The sequence below is a fragment of the Streptomyces sp. NPDC059037 genome, assembly GCF_042740015.1.
Classification (GTDB): domain Bacteria; phylum Actinomycetota; class Actinomycetes; order Streptomycetales; family Streptomycetaceae; genus Streptomyces.
In genome coordinates this window covers 2632-25118 of record NZ_JBHYIG010000138.1, presented here as the reverse complement: position 1 = coordinate 25118, position 22487 = coordinate 2632, and the positions used below count along the sequence as shown (strand labels likewise).

Here is a 22487-nt window from a genome sequence, read left to right as displayed (position 1 = left end):
GTGCCTCGGCATGGTGCAGGACCGTGAGGGAGTCCAGCGGGGCGCCCAGCAGGAGAACCCGGCCGCCCAGGGTGACGAGCCGGGCCAACGGGCTGCCCGGGCCGTGCGGATCGTCCCAGGGGTGGTCGGCCATCAGCGCGGTCGCCGATGCGCCCAGGGCGGCGAAACAGGCATCGGGATGACGGCTTCGCACAGCCCCTGGCCACCTACGGAGAGCTTCCGGCAGCCGCCCGTAGTCGTGATCCGCTTCGCTGATCCCGGGATCGTACGCGGGGTGTTCGGCCCGCACGGCGTCCTGCCAGGTGGGCGGCCAGTCGCTGAAGCCGTAGGGCAGCGCGTCGTTCCAGCCGCAGGTCACCATCAAGGTGCCCGGCTCGCCGACGACATCGCGGAGGGCACCGATGAGCGTCTGGGCGCCGCCGGCCACGTAACCGACGGCGGACATCTGTGTGTGGAACATGACGATGTCGCCGTCAGTGAGGCCGAGCGCGGTCAGGTCGTGGATGAGTCGACTGCGGGTGACGGGTCCGTCGGAGCGCTTGAGCAGGGCCTCTTCGTCCATGCAGCAGACGGTATCCGCAGGGCCTGGCCGGCGGCCGCCCCGCGTCAGCCCTGTCGCACCGCCAGCGCCAGGAACCGTGCGTCCTCGTCGACGTACGACGTCATCTGCCAGCCCGAAGTGGCGAGCAGCGGGCGGAGGTTGGCCTCTGCGCGCAGGTCGTCCGGGGTGATCTGGCGGCCCTGCCGTGCGGCGAGTGCCGCACGGCCGATGGGATGGAAGAGCGCGAGGAGCCCCCCTGGGCGTACGACACGGCTCAACTCCCGCAAGTTCCGCGCCGGATCCGGAAGGTGGGAGATCAGACCTGCGCCGAACACCGCGTCAAGGATCCCGTCGCGCAACGGGAGCCGGGTCACGTCAGCGAGCAGGAGCTGCCCGTCGCGGTCCCTGCCCGCCCGTACGGCGGCCTCCAGCATGGCGGGGGTGAGGTCGACGCCGAGGACGACTCCTGAGGGTCCCACGGCGTCCCTGAGCGCGGGCAGGGCCCGTCCGGTGCCGCACCCGGCGTCCAGGACACGGGCGCCCGGCCGCAACCCGAGCTCGCCGGCCGCGGCCCGGTAGGCGGGTCCGTCGTCGGGGAACCTGCTGTCCCAGTCGGCCGCACGGGCGGCGAAGAAGTCACGGACGCGTGTGTGGTCATCGCTCATGTGGACATGATTGCTCAACGACGCGCATGCGCGTCGGGGGCACACGTTCGAGCGTGACGCGATCGTTCAGGAGCCTCTCTCTGTCATATTCCAGCACCTTTCGAACTGCGCCCCCGTTGTGCGCCCCCGCCAGGACTAGCGTCCCGGAGCCATGGGACACCTGGACCACGCCACCTTCGGTTGGCTGACCCCCGTGCTGTCGTACGCGATGGCCTGTATCGGCGCCGCTCTTGGGCTGCGCTGCACCGTTCGTGCCCTCGCCGCCACGGGCAGGTCACGGCGCAACTGGCTGATCACCGCGGCCTCCGCCATCGGCACCGGCATCTGGACGATGCACTTCGTGGCGATGCTCGGCTTCGGTGTCAGCGGCACGGAGATTCACTACAACGTGCCCCTGACCATCCTGAGCCTCATCGTCGCCATGGCCGTCGTGGGAGGTGGTGTCTTCGCCGTCGGCTACGGCCGTGACCGCGGGAGTGCGCTGGCGCTCGGCGGGCTGACCACCGGGCTCGGCGTCGCCAGCATGCACTACCTGGGCATGGCCGCCCTGCGGCTGCACGGCGAGGTGAGCTACGACCCGGTGCTCGTCGGCCTCTCCGTAGTCATCGCCGTCGTCGCCGCGACGGCCGCCCTGTGGGCGGCGCTCAACATCAAGTCGCCCCTCGCGGTCGCCGTCGCGTCCCTGGTCATGGGCGGTGCGGTGAGCAGCATGCACTACACCGGAATGATGGCGGTGAGCGTGCGGGTCAGCGAGTCGGGCGGGGCGCTGCCCGGGGCCACGACGATGCAGTTCATCTTCCCCCTCGCCGTCGGCCTCGGGTCCTATCTCTTCCTGACCTCGGCGTTTGTCGCGCTGTCCCCGACCGCGGGGGAGCGCGAGGCCTCCGTGTCGGCCCAGCGGCCGGTGGAGAGCGCCGCCCGATAGCGGCGCACCTGGACCGGTCACGGCCGGGCGGGCACACGCCCCGACATCTCTCCGAGCGAGGAGGCCATGCGTACACCCCGTAGGACCCCCGAAACCGCCGACGGCACCGTGCCGCCGGGGCCCGTGGCAGCACCGGCGCGCGGCCGCCGCGCGCACGCGGGACCGCCCGCTGACGAACACCCTGACACGGAAGCCCCCTTGGAGCCCGGACCGCCCACCACCTCCGCTGCCCGCAAGGGACGCTGGTGGCCGCGCCCCCGCACCGTACGAGCCAAGATCGTGTGCCTCCTGATGGTGCCCGTCGTGTCGCTGCTCGCCCTGTGGGGGTACGCGACGGTCAGCACGGCCCAGGACGTGGCGCGCCTGCGGCAGTTGCAGCGCGTCGACACGGAGGTGCGCGGCCCGGTCGACGCGGCCGTCGCCGCACTGCAGGCCGAGCGGGTGGCCGCCGTGCGCTACGCGACGGAACCCGCGCCCGACCGTGCCGCCGACCTCAAGACGCGGGCCGCACGGACCGACCGCGCGGTGGCGAAACTGCGCCGTGGCGATCAACGGACGGTCGCCGATGGCGCCGACCTGCCCACCGGTGTGGCCGCCCGGCTCGAAACGTTCGTCTCCGGAGCGGAAGGTTTGAGCAGGCTGCGCACCGAGGTGCTCGACCGGGGCACCGGCTGGGACGCGACGTACGGGCAGTACACGAAGACCATTTCGGCCGCCTTCGGAATCAGCGGCGCGCTCACCGGCATCCAGGACGCCGAACTCGGCTCCGAAGCACGCGTGCTGCTCGAATTCTCCAGGGCGGGCGAGATGCTGGCACGTGAACACGTGGTGCTGTCCAGCGCCCGGCTCGTCGGCTCGCTCGACGGCGAGCGGCTGCGTCAGTTCACGGGGGCCGTCGAGACCCGGCGGACCCTGACGGAATCGGCCGTGGCGGATCTGCGCGGACCCGAACGGGCGGCGTGGCACGACCTCGTGGAGGGGAGCGCGTACGCCGATGTGCGCGCCGTCGAGGACAAGGTGCTCGTCGCGACGCCGGGCCGTGCGGCGGCCGACGCGGCGCCGGCCGGCAAGTGGGACACCGCTCACGCCGCGGTGCGGGACGAGTTCCGCGCGATCGAGGCGGGCGCGGGCCGCAGCGCCGCCGACCGCGCCGACCCGTTCACCCGCGGAGTGCTCACCGCGGCGGGCGCCGCCGTGCTCCTGGGGCTCGCGGCCGTCGCCGCCTCGCTGGTCATCTCCGTACGCATCGGACGCGGCCTGGTGGTCGAGCTGGTGAGCCTGCGCAACGGCGCGCTGGAGATCGCCCGCCGCAAACTCCCGCAGGCCATGCGGAGGCTGCGGGCCGGCGAGGAGATCGACGTCCGTGCCGAAGCACCGCCGGGGCCGCCGGCGGAGGACGAGACGGGGCAGGTCTACGAAGCGCTCGGCACAGTGCACCGGGCCGCCCTGCGGGCCGCCATCGAGCGCGCGGAACTGGCCAGCGGCATCTCCGGGGTCTTCGTCAACCTCGCCCGCAGGAGCCAGGTTCTCGTCCACCGTCAGCTCAGCCTCCTCGACAGCATGGAGCGCAGGGCGGACGATCCGAACGAGCTCAGCGACCTGTTCCGGCTCGACCACCTCACCACTCGGATGAGGCGGCACGCGGAGAGCCTGATCATCCTCTCCGGAGCCGCACCGGGACGCGCCTGGCGCATGCCCGTCTCCCTGACGAACGTCGTGCGGGCCGCCGTCTCCGAAGTCGAGGACTACGCGCGCGTGGAGGTACGACAACTCCCCGGCGCCTCGGTCAAAGGCACGGCCGTCGCCGACCTCACCCACCTGCTGGCCGAAATCGTCGAGAACGCCGCCCAGTTCTCACCACCGCACACCAAGGTGCGGGTCACCGGTGAACCGGTCGGCAACGGCTACGCATTGGAGATCGAGGACCGTGGCCTGGGCATGGGTGGGGAGACCCTTGCCGAGGCCAACCGCCGCATCGAGCAGTCCGAAGCGCTCGACCTGTTCGACAGCGACCAGCTCGGGCTCTTCGTGGTCAGCAGGCTCGCCTCCCGGCACGGGATCAAGGTGCATCTCCGTACGTCCCCCTACGGCGGCACCACCGCCGTCGTCCTGCTGCCCACCGCCCTGCTCCAGAGCAGCACAGCAGAGAGCCCCCAGACCCACACCATGGAACGCGAACGTGACCAGCACGAGCACGCGCGCGTGCCGGGTGCGGAGGCGCCCATGAACGGCAACTCCGTTCCCGCCGGCGCCGCACGCCCCGCACTCGCCCCATCGGCCGAAGCCCCGGCGACGACTCCCACACCCCCTGGCGTCACCGCACTGCGGCTGCACAAGCCACCAGAACCGGACACCGCCGGAGATCAGGAAGCCTCGGACGACCTCCCGCGCCGCGTACGCCAGGCAAGCCTCGCCCCCCAACTGCGCGAACAGCGCCCCGAAGAAGCGTCTTTTGCCGCGGGCAGCCATGAGGACGCCGAACGCAGCCCCGAAGAGGTGCGGGACCGCATGACCGCCTACCGCGACGGATGGGCCCGCGGCGGTGGCCGCCGCCCGGGCATCGTCGGCGCGGTACCCGACACCTCAGGGTCCGAAGCGGCCGACAGCACCGAAGGAGACCACGCATGATCCAGGACCAGAGCATCAGCGCCGGGCGGTCCGGCGAACTCGACTGGCTGCTGGACGACTTGGTCCTGCGCGTCGGCGAGGTACGGCATGCCGTGGTGCTGTCCAACGACGGCCTCGCGGTTGGTGCGTCCACCGCCCTCACCCGCGAGGACGCCGAGCACCTCGCCGCGGTCGCCTCGGGATTCCACAGCCTGGCCAAGGGAGCGGGCCGGCACTTCGGGGCCGGGGGAGTGCGCCAGACCATGGTCGAGATGGACGACGGCTTCCTGTTCGTCGCCGCGGCGGGCGATGGCTCCTGCCTAGCCGTACTCAGCTCCGTCACCGCCGACATCGGCTTGGTCGCCTACGAGATGGCACGCCTGGTCAAGCGGGTGGGCGAGCACCTCTACACGCCGCCGCGGTTCGCCGCGCAGCCACCGGCCGTCGGATGAGACAGGGCGGTCGACGCAGATGACCCAGGACAGTGGAGCCACCCCGCGCGACGCGGGCAGCCAGTGGTACGACAACGAGGCCGGACCCCTGGTCCGCCCCTATGCGATGACCGGCGGGCGGACCCGACCCGGTCCCGCGGGAGTGCGCTTCGACCTGATCGCGCTCGTCACGCTGGACGACAACGCGCCGGGCCCCGGAGACGACACCTCGCTCGGTCCCGAACACCGGGCGCTCGTCGAACTGTGCCGCACCGAGACCCAGTCGGTCGCCGAACTGGCGGCCGGCGCCGACCTTCCCGTGGGCGTGGTCCGGGTACTGCTCGGCGACCTGCTGGAGATGGGCTGCGTGAAGGTGAGCCGACCCGTGCCGCCCGCACAGCTACCCGACGAAAAGATTCTGCGAGAGGTGATCGATGGGCTCCGAGCGCTCTGACGCCACGGGCGGCGACACGACCGCCATGGCGCTGAAGATTCTGGTCGCCGGCGGCTTCGGGGTGGGCAAGACCACCCTGGTCGGCGCGGTCAGCGAGATCCGCCCGCTGCGCACCGAGGAACTGCTCAGCGAGGCGGGCCAGTCGGTGGACGACACCGGCGGCGTCGACCGCAAGACCACGACGACCGTCGCCATGGACTTCGGCCGCATCACCATCAGGTCGGGTCTGTCGCTCTACCTCTTCGGCACGCCCGGCCAGGACCGCTTCTGGTTCCTGTGGGACGAGTTGTCACAGGGCGCGCTCGGTGCCGTCGTCCTCGCGGACACCCGACGGCTCGAGGACTGCTTCCCCGCCGTCGACTACTTCGAGCATCGGCACATCCCGTTCGTGGTGGCCGTCAACTGCTTCGCGAACGCGCGTACGTACGGTGCGCATGAAGTGTCCCGGGCCCTGGACCTCAACCGCGGAACCCCTGTGGTCCTGTGCGACGCACGGGACCGCGACTCCGGAAAGGAGGTGCTGATACGTCTGGTCGAGTACGCCGGGCGGATGCACACCGCCCGGCTGCTCGACACGGTGGGCTGACGCGTCAGTCGGAGACGTCGCCGAGCGCGACGACCTTGTCGACCTTCGCGCGGACGAGGAGTTCACTGGGCACGCCGTTGCGCGCGCCGAACTCCTCGGCGCGGTCCTCGCCCATGTAGCGGGCGCCGATCCGCGCCGCCCAGTGCCGCACCGCGTCGAGATCGTGGCTCAGTTCGGCGCGCGCCTGCAGCACCACGAACGCGAACGGCGGCCGGTCGTCGTCCACGCAGAGGGCGATGCGCCCGTCCCGCGCCAGATTCCGTCCCTTGACCGTGTCAGCCCCGGTGTTGAACACCAGATGGTCCCCGTCCAACAGGAACCAGATCGGTGCGATGTGCGGGCTGCCGTCCGCCCGGACGGTCGACAGCTTGCCGGTGCGGGTGCCGTGCGAGACGAAAGCCCGCCACTGGTCGTCGGTCATCTTCTGTGCCATGTCCTCATCATGCTTGCCGGGGCGCCGATGGTGGGGAAGGCTGGCAGGTCAGTTCCTCCAGCCAGGGGGAGCAGGACGCGGGGAGACGGGAACATGGGGCAGCAGAACACCGGGCTCGGCTGGTTGCTCGACGATCTGACCAAGAGAATGGAACCTGTACGGCATGCGCTGGTGCTGTCCAACGACGGTCTGGTGACGGGTGCGAGTTCGGATCTGGCGAGGGAGGACGCGGAGCACCTGGCCGCCGTCTCGTCGGGTCTGCACAGCCTGGCCAAGGGATCGGGGCGGCACTTCCACGCGGGCGGCGTGCGCCAGACGATGATCGAGTTCGATGACGCGGTGCTCTTCGTCACCGCGGCGGGCGACGGCAGTTGTCTGTGCGTTCTCAGCTCCGCCGAGGCCGACATCGGTCAGGTCGCGTACGAGATGACCCTGCTCGTCAACCGGGTCGGCGAGCATCTCGGCGTGGGTGCCCGGCAGCCGGAGCGAACACCAGTCGTGGACCGCTGACCTGACCCTATGAGGGCTGGGGCTTCCCCCTGGGGTGCGTTCGGAGCACCCTGCGGGTGGGGGAGCCGAGTCGGGGTCGGGAGGCCCGCGATGAAGGCTTACGTCGGGATCGATGTGCATCGCCGCCGGTCGCAGATCGCCGTGATGGACGAGGGCGGCCGGACGGCGGTGAACCGGAACGTGTCCAACGGGCGCGAGACGGTCCTAGAAGTGATCGGGGATCTGCCGGTGGGCACACCGGTAGCGTTCGAGGCCGCCTACGGCTGGGGCTGGCTGATCGAACTGCTCCAGGACTATGGGTTCGAGCCGCACCTGGCCCACCCCTTGCAGTGCAAGGCGATCGCGTCGGCCCGGCTGAAGAACGACAAGGTGGACGCGGCCACCCTGGCTCACCTGCTGCGCACGGATCTGCTGCCCGAGGCGTGGATCGCCCCATCCGACGTTCGTGAACAGCGCGCCGTGCTGCGCCACCGGGCCCAGCTCGTGCGACTGCGGACGCTGCTGCGCAACCGCATCCACGCGGTGCTGGCCGACCACGGCTGCGACCGGGGTGCCAGCTGCTGGACCGGGGTGGGCCGCGAATGGCTGGAGGCACTGCCGCTGCCGGACATCGCCCGCAGTGCGGTCGCCGACCGGCTGGAGGTCATCGACGCCCTGCAGGTCGTCATCGAGCGGCTTGACACCACGCTCGCTCAGGCGGCGAAGGCCGACCCGCGGGTCAAGGCGCTGACCGCGCTGCCCGGCATCGGCCCGCTCACCGCACTGGTCATCGTGGCGGAGATCGGTGACATCCGCCGGTTCTCGTCGGCCCGCAAGCTCGCCTCCTGGGCCGGGCTCACTCCCACGGTCCGCGGCTCGGACCGCACTGTGCGCTACGGGCACATCTCCACGCAGGGCGACCCCTGGTTGCGCTGGATCATGACCCAGGCCGCGCAGACCGCCAAGCGCACCTCGCCCTATGCCGACCACTTCGAGCAGATCGCCCAGCGTCGGGGCCGGAAGATCGCCACTGTCGCGGTCGCCCGCAAGGTTCTCACCCACGCCTACCACGTGCTGCGCGAACTCGACACGGCGCAGCAGCCGAAGGAGCCGTGCACCACGGCATGACGACCACACCTCACGGACGGGACGACAAGCCCCGGGCGAGCTCGCGTTTGTGCATGAGCCGGCCACGCCGCGCTCGTTGACCTGAATGAGCAGCCCGACCCCCGAAGCAAGGTCATGATCCGGCCCGGTCGGCCGGGATCGAATGGGTGCGTGCGAGTCCCCTCCGCACGACCAAGACTCGGGGGACCACGGCCCCAACAGCCCAGTCCACAGCCGTGACCAACCCGGCACGGGCCCCACAGCACACACCGGGCCGGGGCATCGTGCGTCTTGACAGCCCCAGCCCTCATGGGTGCACAAACGCTGACGCGCTCAGAGTTATCCACAGGCTCAGCGAGAATCGCGGTGATCGCGCTACGGTTTTTCCCGAGAGCGAAGACGCTTCACGGGGGAGAACGACCATGACAGGTGACACGATCACGCAATCCGTCGGCACGGCCGCCACGGCGGCCGCCGCACCGACATCGGTCGCGACCAGCCGCGCCGCGCGGGAACTGGGACTGAAACGCGGGGAGTTCGAGCTCGCCGTGATGCTGGGGCGCATCCGCACCATCAGCGACACGGTGGGCGGGCCGCGCCGCGTCACGGGCGAGGAGATCGAGCGCGTCCGTGCCACGGACGGCTTTCCCGAGGCGTGGATGGAGCGCATCAGAACCGTGGGGACCACGGAGGGCGCGGCGCTCATGGACATCACCACGACCCGCTTCACCCGCCTCAGCCGCGCCGGCTTCGTGACCCCGGTGAAGTTTTACGTCAACCGCTATCGAGCGGTCGTCTGGCTCTATCTCGCCGAAGAACTGCGGCAGTTCGCCGAGTCCGAAGTCAACGCCGCCCTGCTCACGGGGCGGGCGCCCGCCGCGATCCGTGCCCAACTGGAAGCGGGAGTAGACGTACGGGCGCGCAACTGGCGGGGCCGTCATGCGGGATCGCTGCTGCGCCAGTCCGACGATGCCTGGGAGCGCGCAGCGGCGGTGGCCTCGCTGCTGGATCCGGTACAGATCGCCGAGCTCATCAAGGATCCGTACGAACGGGCCTATCTGAACAGGCTCATGCCCGATCCCTTTACCCGCGGCTCGGCCGACTCGCCCGCGGCACGGATCGTCCAGAAGATCACGACCGCCGACGATCCCGACGAGATCCGCTGGCTGCGGGCGAACCTCACGATCAGCCTCTCCCAGGCCCGCAGGGAGCGCCCGGCGCCACGCCCTGCACCACGCCCCGCGCCAGGCCCAGCGCCACGCCCCGCGCCAGGCCCAGCGCCACGCCCCGAACCGGGTACCACGCCGGATCCACAGCCGGAGCGCGTGGCGCCGCAGGCCGAGCAGCCCGACGACGCATCCGAGGAACGGGTGCCAGAGCCACGCGGCCTGCTGAAATGGCTGCGGCGCAGAGGTGGTTGACCGGGCCGACGGGAGAGGGCGAACTGACCTGCCGGTGGTCGCGCTACATCGTCGCGTCGAGGTCCATGGCGTAGTGCTCGATCGCGGGCCGGTAGTTGGAGATGTCCGGGTCCTTGCTCGTGGTGGCGAGCAGGGTCAGCAGGATCTCCATGGCCTCGTGGTTCCGGCCGGTGTTGTAGAGGGCCATGGCCAGAAACGTCTTGAGTGCGGCGTCGTCGGGGAATTCCGCCGCCGCGTCGCTCAGGGTCGTGACGGCTTCGGGATACCGGCCGAGGATGCGGTACGTGCTGCCCAGGCCGAGCAGGGCTCCCCGCCGGTCATCGGCTGACAGGCCCTGCTGCTCGACCGCGCGGACGTAGTGCGCCACCGCCTCGGCTTCCAGACCGAGCGTGTCGTGCACCCAGGCGGTCTGGTAGGCGACCTCCGGGTCCTGCGGGAACTGCTCGCACAGGGCGAGCAGTTGCTGCCGAGCCTCCTCGCGGCGGCCGTCCTCGCGCAGCCGCACGGCCTCGGCAAGCAGCTTCTCCCGATTCCCGCTCACGACTGCGTCCCCTCAGCCGACGGACGGCCGTCCATGTGCCGTTCGCCGTACGGCCGGAAGAGGCCTTCCTGCACGACCGAGACGAGGAGGTTGCCCTCGATGTCGTAGATGCGGCCGCGCGCGAGACCGCGTCCTCCCGTAGCGATGGGGGACTCCTGGTCGTACAGGAACCACTCGTCGGCACGGAAGGGCCGGTGGAACCACATGGCGTGGTCGAGCGAGGCCATGTCGAAACCCCGCGGGCCCCACAAGGGCTCCACCGGGATGCGGACGGCGTCCAGGAGCGTCATGTCGCTCGCGTACGTCAGCGCGCAGGTGTGGACGAGCGGATCGTCGCCCAGCGGGCCGACCGCCCGCATCCACACGGCGCTGCGCGGCTCGGCGCCCTTGATCTCCTCGGAGGTCCAGCGCAGCCGGTCCACATAGCGGATGTCGAAGGGCTGACGCCTGGCCATGCGCTCCAACTGCTCCGGAAGCGCGCCCAGATGTTCCTTGATCTCTTCGACGACCGTCGGCAGCGACTCCGGGTCCGGAGCCGAGATGCGCGGCGGCAGCTGGTGCTCGAAAGCGCCCTCCTCGGGCTGATGGAAGGAAGCGGTGAGATTGAAGATGGTGCGTCCCTGCTGGATCGCGGTGACGCGGCGCGTGGTGAAGGAGCGCCCGTCCCGCACCCGCTCGACCTGGTACACGATCGGCACCCCCGGCCGGCCCGGCCGCAGGAAGTACGCGTGCAGCGAGTGCACCGGACGCTCGCCCTCGGTGGTGCGCCCCGCGGCCACCAGGGCCTGCCCGGCGACCTGCCCGCCGAACACCCGCTGCAGAGACTCCTGCGGGCTGCGGCCACGGAAGATGTTGACCTCGATCTGCTCCAGGTCCAGCAGATCGACGAGCCGGTCGGCGGGATTGTTCATGACAGTTCCTCGACTCCTGTCTGAGGGAAGCTCGGGGTGGTCAGAGCTGGCCGACGTCGGTGACCCGGACGACGGCACGGCCCTCCTCGTCGGACGCCGCGAGATCGACTTCCGCGCTGATGCCCCAGTCATGGTCGCCGTTCGGGTCGGCGAACGTCTGCCGGACGCGCCACAGGCCGTGCTCGGGATCCTCCTCGATGAGCAACAGCTTGGGGCCGCGGGCGTCGGGTCCGGTGCCGAGATCTTCGTACTCGTCCCAGTACTTGTCCATGGCCTCGCCCCAGGCGTCCGCGTCCCAGCCGGAGTCGCCGTCAAGATCGCCCAGCTCCTCGACGTGGTCGAGGGCGGCCAGTTCGACCCTGCGGAAGAGCGCGTTGCGCACCAGGACGCGGAAGGCGCGGGCGTTGGCCGTGACCGGCTTGACCTGGTCGGCCTTCTCCTGAGCCTCCTCGGCCGTCATGACCTCGGGGTTGGCGAGCTGCTCCCACTCGTCGAGGAGGCTGGAGTCGACCTGGCGGACCATCTCGCCCAGCCAGGCGATCAGATCCTCCAGGTCCTCGGACTTCAGATCGTCCGGGATCGTGTGCTCAAGGGCCTTGTACGCGCTCGCGAGGTAGCGAAGGACGATGCCTTCGGTGCGGGCCAGTTCGTAGAAGGATGTGAACTCGGTGAAGGACAGCGCCCGTTCGTACATGTCACGGATGACGGACTTCGGGGAGAGCGGGTGGTCGCCGACCCACGGGTGGCTCGTCCGGTAGGTGTTGTACGCGTGGAAGAGGAGCTCCTCCAGGGGTTTGGGGTACGTGATGTCCTGGAGCCGCTCCATGCGGTCCTCGTACTCGACGCCGTCCGCCTTCATCAGAGCCACGGCCTCGCCGCGCGCCTTGTTCTGCTGGGCGGCGAGGATCTGACGCGGGTCGTCGAGGGTGGACTCGACTACGGACACCATGTCAAGGGCGTACGAAGGGGACTCCTTGTCCAGCAGGTCGAACGCGGCCAGGGCGAACGTCGACAGCGGCTGGTTCAGGGCGAAGTCCTGCTGCAGATCCACCGTCAGGCGCACGATGCGGCCCGTGGCGTCCGGCTCGTCGAGCTTCTCGACCACGCCGCCGGCGAGCAGCGAGCGGTAGATGGCGATCGCCCTGCGGATGTGCCGCAGCTGCTGCTTGCGCGGCTCGTGGTTGTCCTCCAGGAGGCGGCGCATCGCCTCGAAGGCGTTGCCCGGCCTGGCGATCACCGCGAGGAGCATGGTGTGCGTGACGCGGAAGCGGGACGTCAGCGGCTCCGGCTCGGAGGCGATCAGCTTCTCGAAGGTGTTCTCGGTCCACCCCACGAAGCCCTCGGGAGCCTTCTTGCGCACGACCTTGCGCCGCTTCTTCGGGTCGTCACCCGCCTTGTTGAGCGCCTTCTCGTTCTCGATGACGTGCTCGGGCGCCTGCGCGACCACCAGGCCCGCGGTGTCGAAGCCCGCACGCCCGGCACGCCCGGCGATCTGATGGAACTCCCGCGCGCGCAGTGTGCGTACACGCGTGCCGTCGTACTTGGTCAGCGCGGTGAACAGCACCGTGCGGATCGGGACGTTGACGCCGACACCCAGCGTGTCCGTGCCGCAGATGACCTTCAGGAGGCCGGCCTGCGCCAGCTTCTCCACGAGCCGTCGGTACTTGGGGAGCATGCCCGCGTGATGCACGCCGATCCCGTGGCGGACGTACCGGGAGAGGTTGCGGCCGAACTTGGTGGTGAAGCGGAAGCTGCCGATCAGATCGGCGATCCGGTCCTTCTCCTCACGGGTGCACATGTTGATGCTCATCAGCGACTGCGCGCGCTCGACGGCCTGCGCCTGAGTGAAGTGCACGATGTAGACCGGCGCCTGCTTGGTCTCCAGGAGCTCGGTGAGCGTCTCCGTGATCGGCGTCAGCCGGTACTCGTACGAGAGCGGCACGGGGCGCGTCGCCGAGCGGACCACGGAGGTGGGGCGTCCCGTGCGACGCGTGAGGTCCTTCTCGAACATCGAGACGTCGCCGAGCGTCGCGGACATCAGGATGAACTGCGCCTGCGGCAGTTCCAGGATCGGGATCTGCCAGGCCCAGCCGCGGTCCGCCTCCGCGTAGAAGTGGAACTCGTCCATCACGACCTGGCCGATGTCGGCGTCCTTGCCGTCGCGCAGGGCGATCGACGCGAGGACTTCGGCCGTGCAGCAGATGACGGGCGCGTCGGAGTTCACGGACGCGTCGCCGGTCAGCATGCCGACGTTCTCGGTGCCGAAGAGCTTGCACAGGTCGAAGAACTTCTCCGACACCAGTGCCTTGATCGGAGCCGTGTAGAAGGTGACCTTGTCCTGAGCCAGTGCCGTGAAGTGCGCGCCCGCCGCGACCAGGCTCTTTCCGGAGCCGGTCGGGGTCGACAAGATCACGTTGGCTCCGGAGACCACCTCGATCAGCGCCTCCTCCTGAGCCGGATAGAGAGTGATCCCCTGGTCCTCGGCCCACGAGGAGAAGGCTTCGAAGAGGGCATCGGGGTCGGCATCCGGCGGCAGCTGATCAATAAGGGTCACACCCCCATCTTGCCCTCCTTCGCACCCGATCAGGGAACCGGAGGTCCGCACGAAGATCACGAACGCTACGCTGTGTCGCCAACGGGGCGTCAGCACAACGGAAATGGGGCGTGGAACAGCAATGATGGGACCGGCACACTCACTGTCGGGGGCGGCGGCCTGGCTCGGCGTCGGCGCGGCCGCGGCGGCCGCGGGGCACACGATGCCCTGGCCGGTTCTCCTCGTCGGGGCCCTGATCTGCGCCGGGGCGGCGCTCGCACCGGACCTCGACCACAAGTCGGCGACCATCTCGCGAGCCTTCGGTCCGGTCTCCAAGGGCCTGTGCGAGATCGTCGACAAGCTGTCGTCCGCCGTCTACAAGGCGACCCGGAAGCAGGGCGACCCGCGCCGCGCGGGCGGGCACCGCACGCTCACGCACACCTGGCTGTGGGCCGTGCTGATCGGTGCCGGCACCGCGGCCCTGGCGATCTTCGGCGGGCGCTGGGCGGTCCTCGCGATCCTCTTCGTCCACATGGTCCTCGCCATCGAGGGCCTGCTGTGGCGCGCCGCCCGTGGTTCCAGCAGCGATGTGCTGGTGTGGCTCCTCGCCGCGACCAGTGCCTGGATCCTCGCCGGAGTGCTGGACAAGCCGGGCAACGGCTCGGACTGGCTGTTCACGGCACCGGGCCAGGAGTATCTGTGGCTGGGCCTGCCGATCGTGCTCGGTGCGCTGGTGCACGACATCGGCGACGCCCTCACGGTCTCCGGCTGCCCGATCCTGTGGCCCATTCCCATCGGCCGCAAGCGCTGGTACCCGGTCGGGCCGCCCAAGGCGATGCGGTTCCGGGCGGGCAGCTGGATCGAGCTGAAGGTGCTGATGCCGGTGTTCATGCTGCTCGGGGGCGTGGGCGGCGCGGCCGCGCTCAACTTCATCTGACGACGGCGTCGGCGCGGGCGCGGGCTCGGCCTCGGGCGCGAGCTTGGCCGCCGGAGCGGGCGCAGACCGTACGAGCAGGGCCGCCAGGGCCCCGCTCCGCGTGGGCCGGCGGGCGGCGTGAGACAGGGGGTCTCGCGGCGAGCTGTGGTTCGGTGCGTCCGGCCGGACAATGGCGTGATGGGTGTTTCGCACATCAAGCCTCACCTGCGGTGTCTCCACGGGAGCGGGCCCGAGCTCGGCCACGCGGTGGTCGAGCGGTCGAGGGAGCGCGCGGCGGGCGTGTCGGACGTGGCGCCGCTGCCGGTCGGCCCACCGGTGCACGTCCTGGTGGTGCACACCGGACGCTCGGCGAATCTGCATTGGTCGGCGGATGGCACGGCGCGCCGGGAGAGATTTCACGCCGGGGAGGCGCTGGTCAATCCGGCCGGGTGGGCCTCACGGCCCCGCTGGCAGGACGACGTCGAGCTGTTGCTGCTCGGCATCGACCCGGTGTGGCTGGAGAAGATGGCGGCGGAGAGCGGTGCCGCCGGCTCGCTGGAGATCGTCCCCCGATTCCACGTCACCGACCCGCTTCTGAAGCTGCTGCTCGAACGACTGGCGGCGGAGTACGCGGGGCCGGGGCCCGCGGACTCCTTGTACGCGCAGTCATTGGTGCAGGCGGCAGCGGCCACGGTGCTGAGCCTGGCCACCGACGGCGGGCAGGCCCCGGTCCGCGAGGGCGGCCTGCCGCCCAGGAGACTGGCCGAGGTCATCGACTACATCCACGCGAACCTCGCCGAGCGCGTCACGCTCGCGGATCTGGCCGCGGTGGCCGGCGTCAGCGCCTCCCACTTCACCCGGGTGTTCCGGGTATCGACGGGCGAGTCCCCGCACCAGTACGTGCTGCCGCAGCGTCTGGAGAGGGCCCGCGAGGAGTTGCTGCACACCGACAGGGCGATCGCGGACATCGCGACGGAGACGGGATTCGCCGACCAGAGCCACCTCACGCGGATGATGCGCCGCCACGGCGGGGGCCACCCCGCGCCTCCTGCGCGACAGCCGTGGCACGGTCCGAGACTCGAGGGCCCGCACGGCAGGAACACCACGCACCCGCCCATGCCCCAAGCGACGCCCCGCCTTGTCCACATCCGGCGACAACCATCCAATGTTGGCAGCCGACAGCCGACAGCCGACAGCCGACAGCCGACAGCCGACAGCCGACAGCCGACAGCCGACAGCCGACAGCCGACAGCCAGCAGCCGGTCGCCTGGTTCACCCGTGCCAAGACCTCCACAGCGCCGCGTACGCCCCGTCCGCGGCCACCAGATCGTCATGGCTGCCCAGTTCGCTGATCCGCCCGTTCTCGACCACCGCGATGACGTCCGCGTCGTGCGCGGTGTGCAGTCGGTGGGCGATCGCGACGACCGTGCGGCCGTCCAGGACGCGGGCCAAGGAGCGCTCCAAGTGGCGTGCCGCGCGCGGGTCGAGGAGGGAGGTCGCCTCGTCGAGGACCAGGGTGTGCGGGTCGGCGAGGACCAGCCGGGCCAGTGCGATCTGCTGGGCCTGCGCCGGGGTCAGCGCGAAGCCGCCCGAGCCGACCTCGGTGTCCAAGTCCTCGTCAAGGGCCCGTGCCCAGCCGTCCGCGTCGACCGCGCCGAGCGCCGCCCACAGTTCGGCGTCTCGCGCCCCGGTCCTGGCGAGCAGGAGGTTGTCGCGCAGGGAGCCCACGAAGACGTGGTGCTCCTGGTTGACCAGGGCCACATGTGCGCGCACCGCTTCCGCGGGCATGTCCGACAACTCGGCGCCGCCCAGGGTGACTCGGCCGTCGCGCGGCGCGTAGATCCCGGCGAGCAGCCTGCCGAGCGTGGACTTGCCCGCGCCGGACGGGCCGACCAGCGCGACGCGCGAGCCCGGCTCGACGGCGAGCGACACCTGCCGCAGCACGTCGACCCCCGCCCGGTAGCCGAAGTGCACGTCGTCCGCGAGCACATCACGCCCGTCCGGAGCCACCGAGGAGTCGCCCGCGTCCGGTTCGATGTCCCGTACGCCGACGAGCCGGGCCAGCGACACCTGGGCGACCTGCAGTTCGTCGTACCAGCGCAGGACGATCCCCAGCGGATCGACGAGCATCTGCGCGATCAGCGCGCCCGTGGCCAGCTGGCCGACGCTGATCCAGCCCTGCAGGGTGAACGCGCCGCCGATCATCAGCACCGAGCACAGCACGATGGTGTGCGTGAAGGTGATGACCGGGAAGAGGACGGAGCGCAGGTAGAGCGTGTGGCGTTCCCACGCGGTCCACTCCTTGATGCGGCGCTCCGACAGCTCGACCCTGCGCTCCCCGAGCCGGTGCGCCTCCACGGTCCGGCCCGCGTCGATGGTCTCGGCGAGCGCGGCGGCGACGGCGGCGTATCCGGCGGCCTCCGAACGGTAGGCGGACGGCGCCCGCTTGAAGTACCAGCGGCAGCCCACCACCAGCAGCGGCACCGCGATCAACACGGCGGGTGCAAGCGGCGGCGCCGTCACGGTGAGCCCCGCGATCAGCAGCACGATCCACACCACACCGATCGCGAGCTGCGGCACCGCCTCCCGCATGGCGTTCGCGAGGCGGTCGATGTCCGTGGTGATCCGCGACAGCAGGTCACCGGTTCCGGCCCGTTCGAGCACACCGGGCGGCAGCCCGACCGACCGCACGAGGAAGTCCTCGCGCAGATCGGCCAGCATCCGTTCACCGAGCATGGCGCCGCGCAGCCGCACCTGATGGACGAAGAAGGCCTGGACGACCAGGGCCACGGTGAACAGGCCGATGGTGCGCTCCAGATGGAGATCACGCGCGCCGTCCGAGACGCTCTCGACGAGATCGCCGAGTACGTAGGGGCCGACCAACGAGGCGATCACCGCCAGGGTGTTGACGGTGACGAGGGCGACGAACGCCCCGCGGTGCCGCCGCAGCAGCTCGCGGACGTACGCCCCCACGGTCGCCGGCGCGCCGACGGGCAGGGTCTCCGCCGTCGTCGGTGCCGCCGGGTCGTACTCCGGTGGCGCCAGGCCGATCATGCCGTCTCCTCGATGTCGTAGTTGGTGATGATCGCCGGGGCCAGCTCGTCGTCCGTCTCGCGCGTGACGACCGCGCGGTAGCGGGGCTCGCTGTGCACCAGCTCGCGGTGCTCGCCCACCGCCACGACCTCGCCCTCGTACAGGAAGACGACCCGCTCGGCCCGGTCGAGGATCAGCGGTGACGACGTCAGGACCACGGTCGTGCGTCCCCGGCGCAGATCCCTGATGCCGTCGGCGACCCGCGCCTCGGTGTGCGAGTCGACGGCGGACGTCGGCTCGTCGAGGACGAGGACGCCCGCGTCGGTGACCAACGAGCGGGCCAGCGCGAGCCGTTGCCGCTGCCCGCCGGACAGGGAACGTCCGCGCTCCGTGACATGCGCGTCCAGCGGGGCCTCGTCCACCGAGGCCTGCGCCAGGGCGTCGAGGACGTCGGCGCACTGCGCGGCCGTGAGGGCCTCGTCGGCGCTCACCGCTCCCGAAGCGGGGACGTCGAGGAGCCCGCGGAGGGTACCGGAGAGCAGCACCGGGTCCTTGTCCTGGACGAGGACGGCGGTGCGGGCGGCGGCCAGCGGCACCGCGTCGAGTTCCACCCCGCCGAGCAGCACCGACGGCAGCTTCTCCGCACCGTCGAACGCGGCGTGCCCGCCGAGCCGTTCCGCGAGCCGCCCCGCCTCGTCCGGGTCACCGCACACGACGGCGGTGAGGATGCCCGCGGGAGCGAGCAGCCCGGTCGCCGGGTCGTAGAGGTCACCGGAGGGCGTTTCCACGTCCTCGTCAGGACCGCCGGGGTGTGTCACGCGCTCCAGGGCGAGCACGCGGGCGGCGCGCTTGGCCGAGGGGCGCGAGAAGCTGTAGGCCATCGCGATCTCCTCGAAGTGCCGCAGGGGATAGGTCAGCATCGTGATCGCGCTGTAGACCGTGACCAGTTCACCGATGGTGATCCGCCCTTCGCGGGCCAGGCTCACGCCCTGCCAGACGACCACGACGAGCAGCAGCCCCGGAAGCAGCACCTGGACCGCCGAGATGGTCGCCCACATCCGGGCGCTGCGCACTGCGGCCGTACGCACTTCCTGCGAGGCACGGCGGTAGCGGTCGAGGAACAGTTCCTCGCCGCCGATGCCGCGCAGCACGCGCAGGCCGGCCACGGTGTCCGATGCCAGTTCGGTCGCACGCCCGGCCTTCTCGCGCTGGTGGTCGGCGCGCCGGGTGGCGCGCGGCAGCAGCGGCAGGACGGCGAGGGCGAGCACGGGGACGCCCACCGCGACGAACACGCCGAGCGCGGGCTGGTACACGACGAGCCCGGCACAGACGAGGACGACCGTGAGCGCGGCAGCCAGGAACCGCGAGGCCGCCTCCACGAACCAGCCGATCTTCTCGACGTCACCGGTGGACACCGCGACCACCTCACCGGCGGCGACGCGCCGCGTGAGCGCCGAGCCAAGCTGGGCGGTCTTGCGGGCCAGCAGCTGCTGGACACGGGCGGCCGCGGTGATCCAGTTGGTGACCGCCGTGCGGTGCAGCATGGTGTCGCCCACGGCGATGGCGAGCCCGCTCAGCAGCATCAGCCCGCCCGCAAGGGCGAGCCGGTCCCCGGAGCGGTCGACCACGGCCTGTACGGCCACGCCGACCAGGTACGGGAGCACCGCGATGGAGCCGAAGTGCAGCAGCCCCCAGGCGAGCGACTTGAGTTGCCCGCCAAGTTGGTTCCGTCCGAGCCAGAGCAGGAAGCGCGGGCCCGAGCGGGCATCCGGCATGCCCGGGTCGGCGTACGGAAGATCGCGAATCTGCATGACGTCCCAGAGCTAGGAGCGGGGGACCGTCGGTTCGGCGGAGAGAGCCGGCGTGAACGGACGGCCGTGTGCGGGCGGCGGTATGGCGCGGTAGTGCGGCGGTGAGTCGGCGGTAACAGGCCGTGAAAGGTTCGCCTCGTACGGTGGGCCGAGGCAAACGGTTTTCTGCCGGGGAGTAAAGATTCGGCCCGTTCTCCGGGCGGGCCAGGGGCTCGGGACGGGTTCGCCGTGCCGGGTGCGACCATGGACGGATGCGTAGAGCCGGTGCGGTGCGAATGGCGGTCGCGGTCGCGGCCTGCGGTGTTCTTCTGACGTCCTGCGGAAGTTCGGACGACGGGGCGAAGGACGGGACGAAGGACGCGGCGAAGAAGGACGACGCGGGCGCGGGCCAGGCGAAGGGAGCCAAGGCGCCGGCGACCCAGGACCTCAAGCGCATACCCGACGTCGGCGACCGCCTCCAGGACAAGATCCCCACGAACGCGCAACAGGTCGTCGCCGTCTACGGACAGGGCGAGGACTCGGCGAAGTCCACCGTCGTCCTGTACACGAAGTCCGGCGGCACCTGGGACAAGACCCGCAGCTGGCCCGCCCACAACGGCAAGAAGGGCTGGACCACCGACCACCGCGAGAACGACAAGCGCAGTCCGGTCGGTGTCTTCACGCTCACCGACGCGGGCGGTGTGCTCGCCGATCCGGGTGCCGAGTTCCCGTACACGCAAAGCGCGTCGATGCAGGCCCCGCACTACTGGCCCAAGACTCACTGGCACGACTTCGACTATGTGATCGCCATCGACTACAACCGCGCCAAGGGCACCCCGCCCAACGACCCGAACCGCCCCCAGGGCCAGGCCAAGGGCGGCAGCATCTGGCTGCACATGGACCACGGCAGCGGTACGTCGGGGTGCGTGAGCCTGTCGAAGGCGGGCATGGAGTACCTCCTGAAGAACCTCGATCCGAAGCGGCACCCGGTTGTCGTCATGGGTGACAAAGCGAACCTGAAGGGCTGACAAGGCGAACCTGAAGGGCTGACAAGGCGAACCTGAAGGGCTGACATGACGAACCTGAAGGGCTAGCTCCGCCAGGCCCCCCGGGCGTAGAAATCCCCCATGAGAAGACGCGTCATGTCCATGCTCGTCGGGGTCACCCTCGCGGCGAGCACCCTCCTCAGCGCGGGCCCCGCATCGGCCGACAGCGCGGGCCCGGCATCGGCCGACACACCCCCGCCGGAATTCGGCAACGACTGGCACGACCCGGTCACGGCGGCCCCGCCCATCGAGAAGCCGCACACGAAGTCGTGTGAAGTGACCGTGGCCGAGGCCCAGTTCAAGGACTTCACGCCCTACAAGGGCGACTACGCCCCGCCCGAGAAGTGCGGCAAGGGCGACTGGGGCAAGGTCGTGCTGCGCCTCGACGGCAAGGTGAAGGGCCGGCAGTACGACCGCCTCGGCTATCTCCGCATCGGCGGTGTCGAGGTCTTCCGCACGTCCACTCCGGAGCCGTCCGTGGACGGCATCACCTGGTCCGTGGAGAAGGACGTCACGCGCTACCGCGAGACCCTGGGCCGCGACCAGCAGGTCGAGATGCTCATCGGGAACGTCGTCAACGAGACGTATACCGGCATCATCGACGTCAAGGCCACGCTGACGTTCTACGAGCCGGAGAAGCACACCACCAAGCAGGCACCGCCCGACCGCGTCCTGCCCCTCGGCGACGCCACCACCGTCACCACCCCGCGCAACAGCGAACGCATCGTCGCCGAGGTCTACGCGACCGGCTCGGGCGGCGGCTGCGAGGAGTACTGGTATCTGACGGTGCCCGACGCCGCGCCGTACTCCTGCAAGGCCGATGACGGCCCCTACCGCGAGGTGCAGGTCACCGTGGACGGTCGACTCGCCGGAATCGCCACGCCGTTCCCGACCGTGTGGACGGGCGGCTGGTCCAACCCCTTCCTGTGGTACGTGATTCCAGGGCCCCGCGCCTTCGACATCAAGCCCATCGAGTACGACCTGACGCCGTTCGCCGGACTGCTCAACGACGGCCGCCCGCACCAGGTGGAGGTCTCCGTCGCGGGCAGGCCGGAGGCGACGACGGGCTGGCACACGCCGACCAACATCCTTGTCTGGCAGGACGAGAAGAGCGAGCGGGTCACGGGGAAGCTGACCGGACACCGGGCGGGCGAGCTCGCCAACAAGGCGACATACACCCCCGGTTCGCCGGAGCACCGCCTCGACACCCGCGGCAGCCACCGGCTCAGCGTCTCGGGGTACGTCGACACCTCCCACGGCCGCGTCGAGACCACCGTCACCCGCGCGCTCGGCAACACCTCCGTGCACCGCTGGACCGAGGGCGAGTCCACGGACGCGCTCGCATCCACCTGGACGGACCGCGAGACGGTCACCACCAACAGCCGTGCGGTGCGCACCGACCGTACGTACACGATGGACGGCACGACGACGCTCGGCGCCGGCGACCGTCTGCGCACCGAGATCGCGCTCGGGGACCGGACGGAGACGGTCACCAGGCACGACGGCCGCCGCACCGGACGGTCCGTGGCCGATGACCGGTACGAGGGCGATGCGACGTACACCGCCAACGTCCCGCGCGAGGACCGGCACGCGGTCGGCACCTCACGCGAGCGCTACCGCGTGTACGGGGGCGGTCCCTGCTACGACCGCACCCTCGCGACCGTGCAGGGGACGCTGACGGAGGACCGGCTGCGCTGCTGAACGGGTCGGTCCGCCGAGGGCCGATTTGGAGCAAGATCCAAGATTTACGCCGATGCGATCTGGAGGTCTTCTACGGAAGCGGGCACTCCGCCATAGTGGCGCATCGCGGAAACAAACTTCCGCATGGCAGAAGTCACTTGAAGTCTTTCTACAGGAGTGCCCGTGCCGCAGTCCGTAGCGTCCATACCGGGACGCGTCGCACGCACATGGCGAACCTCACTGTTCGCGCAGGTCGCCTGCGCGCTGGTGATCGGAGTCGTCGTCGGACGGCTGTGGCCCCCCCCCCGGCCCGCCCGCCCCCCCCCCCGCGGCCGGCGGGGAAGGAGCATAAAAACGAAGATAACCCCCCCCCGGGTG

Annotated in this window: 20 protein-coding genes and 1 pseudogene; 12 read left to right on the top strand and 9 right to left on the bottom strand. The window is 70.6% G+C overall.

The window, feature by feature from the left end; translation table 11 throughout:
• Both aac(3) and ACFWY6_RS26050 read right to left on the bottom strand, forming a co-directional pair.
• On the bottom strand, positions 1 to 562 hold a 562-nt coding region (aac(3), locus tag ACFWY6_RS26055; protein WP_384694873.1), incomplete at its 3' end, for an aminoglycoside 3-N-acetyltransferase.
• 44 nt (positions 563 to 606) lie between these two features.
• A complete protein-coding gene (locus ACFWY6_RS26050; RefSeq protein WP_384694870.1) occupies positions 607 to 1206 on the bottom strand; it encodes a class I SAM-dependent methyltransferase in 600 nt (199 codons plus the stop codon).
• A 151-nt stretch (positions 1207 to 1357) separates the two neighbouring features.
• On the opposite strand from ACFWY6_RS26050, the gene ACFWY6_RS26045 reads away from it, so the two are divergent.
• From ACFWY6_RS26045 to ACFWY6_RS26025, 5 genes are all read left to right on the top strand, one after another.
• On the top strand, positions 1358 to 2131 hold the full coding sequence (locus ACFWY6_RS26045; protein WP_266873987.1) for an MHYT domain-containing protein: 774 nt from the start codon (positions 1358 to 1360) through the stop codon (positions 2129 to 2131).
• A gap of 66 nt (positions 2132 to 2197) precedes the next feature.
• Positions 2198 to 4759 carry a nitrate- and nitrite sensing domain-containing protein gene (locus tag ACFWY6_RS26040; protein ID WP_384694866.1) on the top strand — a complete coding sequence of 854 codons (2562 nt, stop codon included), beginning with the start codon at positions 2198 to 2200 and terminating at the stop codon, positions 4757 to 4759.
• The gene (locus ACFWY6_RS26035) at positions 4756 to 5190 is read left to right on the top strand and encodes a roadblock/LC7 domain-containing protein (RefSeq protein WP_266873989.1); all 435 of its coding nucleotides are present in this window, start codon (positions 4756 to 4758) and stop codon (positions 5188 to 5190) included. Before ACFWY6_RS26040 ends, ACFWY6_RS26035 begins: the two co-directional genes overlap by 4 nt.
• A gap of 19 nt (positions 5191 to 5209) precedes the next feature.
• A complete protein-coding gene (locus ACFWY6_RS26030) occupies positions 5210 to 5623 on the top strand; it encodes a DUF742 domain-containing protein (RefSeq protein WP_384694862.1) in 414 nt (137 codons plus the stop codon).
• Positions 5604 to 6209, top strand: coding sequence for an ATP/GTP-binding protein (locus ACFWY6_RS26025; RefSeq protein ID WP_266873991.1), 606 nt, complete (start codon positions 5604 to 5606; stop codon positions 6207 to 6209). Before ACFWY6_RS26030 ends, ACFWY6_RS26025 begins: the two co-directional genes overlap by 20 nt.
• A gap of 4 nt (positions 6210 to 6213) precedes the next feature.
• Here the strand turns inward: ACFWY6_RS26025 and ACFWY6_RS26020 are convergent, their stop codons facing one another.
• Complete coding sequence (locus ACFWY6_RS26020; RefSeq protein WP_384694859.1) at positions 6214 to 6642, bottom strand: PPOX class F420-dependent oxidoreductase; 429 nt, start codon at positions 6640 to 6642, stop codon at positions 6214 to 6216.
• A gap of 93 nt (positions 6643 to 6735) precedes the next feature.
• On the opposite strand from ACFWY6_RS26020, the gene ACFWY6_RS26015 reads away from it, so the two are divergent.
• From ACFWY6_RS26015 to ACFWY6_RS26005, 3 genes are all read left to right on the top strand, one after another.
• On the top strand, positions 6736 to 7152 hold the full coding sequence (locus ACFWY6_RS26015) for a roadblock/LC7 domain-containing protein (protein WP_384694856.1): 417 nt from the start codon (positions 6736 to 6738) through the stop codon (positions 7150 to 7152).
• Positions 7153 to 7242: 90 nt separating this feature from the next.
• Positions 7243 to 8259, top strand: a complete 1017-nt coding sequence (locus ACFWY6_RS26010) for an IS110 family transposase (protein ID WP_384694853.1) — start codon at positions 7243 to 7245, stop codon at positions 8257 to 8259.
• Between the two features lie 401 nt (positions 8260 to 8660).
• Positions 8661 to 9659, top strand: coding sequence for a DUF6397 family protein (locus ACFWY6_RS26005; protein ID WP_384694850.1), 999 nt, complete (start codon positions 8661 to 8663; stop codon positions 9657 to 9659).
• A 43-nt stretch (positions 9660 to 9702) separates the two neighbouring features.
• Here the strand turns inward: ACFWY6_RS26005 and ACFWY6_RS26000 are convergent, their stop codons facing one another.
• From ACFWY6_RS26000 to ACFWY6_RS25990, 3 genes are read right to left on the bottom strand one after another with little or no spacing between them, the layout of a single operon-like run.
• A complete protein-coding gene (locus tag ACFWY6_RS26000; RefSeq protein WP_384694847.1) occupies positions 9703 to 10200 on the bottom strand; it encodes a tetratricopeptide repeat protein in 498 nt (165 codons plus the stop codon).
• On the bottom strand, positions 10197 to 11111 hold the full coding sequence (locus ACFWY6_RS25995; protein ID WP_384694844.1) for an acyl-CoA thioesterase: 915 nt from the start codon (positions 11109 to 11111) through the stop codon (positions 10197 to 10199). Before ACFWY6_RS25995 ends, ACFWY6_RS26000 begins: the two co-directional genes overlap by 4 nt.
• A gap of 40 nt (positions 11112 to 11151) precedes the next feature.
• Positions 11152 to 13725, bottom strand: coding sequence for a DEAD/DEAH box helicase (locus ACFWY6_RS25990; protein WP_384694842.1), 2574 nt, complete (start codon positions 13723 to 13725; stop codon positions 11152 to 11154).
• Between the two features lie 61 nt (positions 13726 to 13786).
• On the opposite strand from ACFWY6_RS25990, the gene ACFWY6_RS25985 reads away from it, so the two are divergent.
• Positions 13787 to 14581, top strand: a complete 795-nt coding sequence (locus ACFWY6_RS25985; protein ID WP_384694840.1) for a metal-dependent hydrolase — start codon at positions 13787 to 13789, stop codon at positions 14579 to 14581.
• A gap of 395 nt (positions 14582 to 14976) precedes the next feature.
• Here ACFWY6_RS25985 and ACFWY6_RS25980 read toward each other — a convergent pair whose 3' ends face one another.
• Positions 14977 to 15333, bottom strand: a complete 357-nt coding sequence (locus ACFWY6_RS25980; protein WP_384694837.1) for a hypothetical protein — start codon at positions 15331 to 15333, stop codon at positions 14977 to 14979.
• Between ACFWY6_RS25980 and ACFWY6_RS25975 the strand changes: the two are divergent.
• Positions 15233 to 15541 (top strand): annotated as a pseudogene (locus ACFWY6_RS25975) (helix-turn-helix domain-containing protein); the annotation flags it as partial. The gene ACFWY6_RS25980 and the pseudogene ACFWY6_RS25975 sit on opposite strands and share 101 nt — an antisense overlap.
• Before the next feature lie 291 nt (positions 15542 to 15832).
• Here the strand turns inward: ACFWY6_RS25975 and ACFWY6_RS25970 are convergent.
• Together ACFWY6_RS25970 and ACFWY6_RS25965 are read right to left on the bottom strand one after the other, a co-directional pair.
• Positions 15833 to 17614 (bottom strand): ABC transporter ATP-binding protein, encoded by a 1782-nt coding sequence (locus tag ACFWY6_RS25970; protein WP_384694836.1) that lies wholly within the window; start codon positions 17612 to 17614, stop codon positions 15833 to 15835.
• Complete coding sequence (locus ACFWY6_RS25965) at positions 17611 to 19404, bottom strand: ABC transporter transmembrane domain-containing protein (RefSeq protein ID WP_384694833.1); 1794 nt, start codon at positions 19402 to 19404, stop codon at positions 17611 to 17613. The genes ACFWY6_RS25970 and ACFWY6_RS25965 overlap by 4 nt, the downstream gene beginning before the upstream one ends.
• 251 nt (positions 19405 to 19655) lie before the next feature.
• On the opposite strand from ACFWY6_RS25965, the gene ACFWY6_RS25960 reads away from it, so the two are divergent.
• Both ACFWY6_RS25960 and ACFWY6_RS25955 read left to right on the top strand, forming a co-directional pair.
• Positions 19656 to 20411, top strand: a complete 756-nt coding sequence (locus ACFWY6_RS25960) for a L,D-transpeptidase family protein (protein WP_384694829.1) — start codon at positions 19656 to 19658, stop codon at positions 20409 to 20411.
• Positions 20412 to 20510: 99 nt separating this feature from the next.
• Entirely contained in the window at positions 20511 to 22130 is a 1620-nt protein-coding gene (locus tag ACFWY6_RS25955) for a peptide-N4-asparagine amidase (RefSeq protein WP_384694826.1), read from the top strand.
• Positions 22131 to 22487 lie beyond the last annotated feature (357 nt).

What these genes read in the sequence shown, in the direction of transcription:
- ACFWY6_RS25960 (WP_384694829.1), top strand. Translation starts at nt 19,656, where the DNA reads ATGCGTAGAGCCGGTGCGGTGCGAATGGCGGTCGCGGTCGCGGCCTGC.
- ACFWY6_RS26040 (WP_384694866.1), top strand. Translation starts at nt 2,198, where the DNA reads ATGCGTACACCCCGTAGGACCCCCGAAACCGCCGACGGCACCGTGCCG.
- ACFWY6_RS26035 (WP_266873989.1), top strand. Translation starts at nt 4,756, where the DNA reads ATGATCCAGGACCAGAGCATCAGCGCCGGGCGGTCCGGCGAACTCGAC.
- ACFWY6_RS26020 (WP_384694859.1), bottom strand. Translation starts at nt 6,642, where the DNA reads ATGGCACAGAAGATGACCGACGACCAGTGGCGGGCTTTCGTCTCGCAC.
- ACFWY6_RS26050 (WP_384694870.1), bottom strand. Translation starts at nt 1,206, where the DNA reads ATGAGCGATGACCACACACGCGTCCGTGACTTCTTCGCCGCCCGTGCG.
- ACFWY6_RS25965 (WP_384694833.1), bottom strand. Translation starts at nt 19,404, where the DNA reads ATGCAGATTCGCGATCTTCCGTACGCCGACCCGGGCATGCCGGATGCC.
- ACFWY6_RS25970 (WP_384694836.1), bottom strand. Translation starts at nt 17,614, where the DNA reads ATGATCGGCCTGGCGCCACCGGAGTACGACCCGGCGGCACCGACGACG.
- ACFWY6_RS26010 (WP_384694853.1), top strand. Translation starts at nt 7,243, where the DNA reads ATGAAGGCTTACGTCGGGATCGATGTGCATCGCCGCCGGTCGCAGATC.
- ACFWY6_RS26030 (WP_384694862.1), top strand. Translation starts at nt 5,210, where the DNA reads ATGACCCAGGACAGTGGAGCCACCCCGCGCGACGCGGGCAGCCAGTGG.
- ACFWY6_RS25995 (WP_384694844.1), bottom strand. Translation starts at nt 11,111, where the DNA reads ATGAACAATCCCGCCGACCGGCTCGTCGATCTGCTGGACCTGGAGCAG.
- ACFWY6_RS25980 (WP_384694837.1), bottom strand. Translation starts at nt 15,333, where the DNA reads ATGACCTCGGCCAGTCTCCTGGGCGGCAGGCCGCCCTCGCGGACCGGG.
- ACFWY6_RS25955 (WP_384694826.1), top strand. Translation starts at nt 20,511, where the DNA reads ATGAGAAGACGCGTCATGTCCATGCTCGTCGGGGTCACCCTCGCGGCG.
- ACFWY6_RS25985 (WP_384694840.1), top strand. Translation starts at nt 13,787, where the DNA reads ATGATGGGACCGGCACACTCACTGTCGGGGGCGGCGGCCTGGCTCGGC.
- ACFWY6_RS26015 (WP_384694856.1), top strand. Translation starts at nt 6,736, where the DNA reads ATGGGGCAGCAGAACACCGGGCTCGGCTGGTTGCTCGACGATCTGACC.
- ACFWY6_RS26005 (WP_384694850.1), top strand. Translation starts at nt 8,661, where the DNA reads ATGACAGGTGACACGATCACGCAATCCGTCGGCACGGCCGCCACGGCG.
- ACFWY6_RS26025 (WP_266873991.1), top strand. Translation starts at nt 5,604, where the DNA reads ATGGGCTCCGAGCGCTCTGACGCCACGGGCGGCGACACGACCGCCATG.
- ACFWY6_RS26045 (WP_266873987.1), top strand. Translation starts at nt 1,358, where the DNA reads ATGGGACACCTGGACCACGCCACCTTCGGTTGGCTGACCCCCGTGCTG.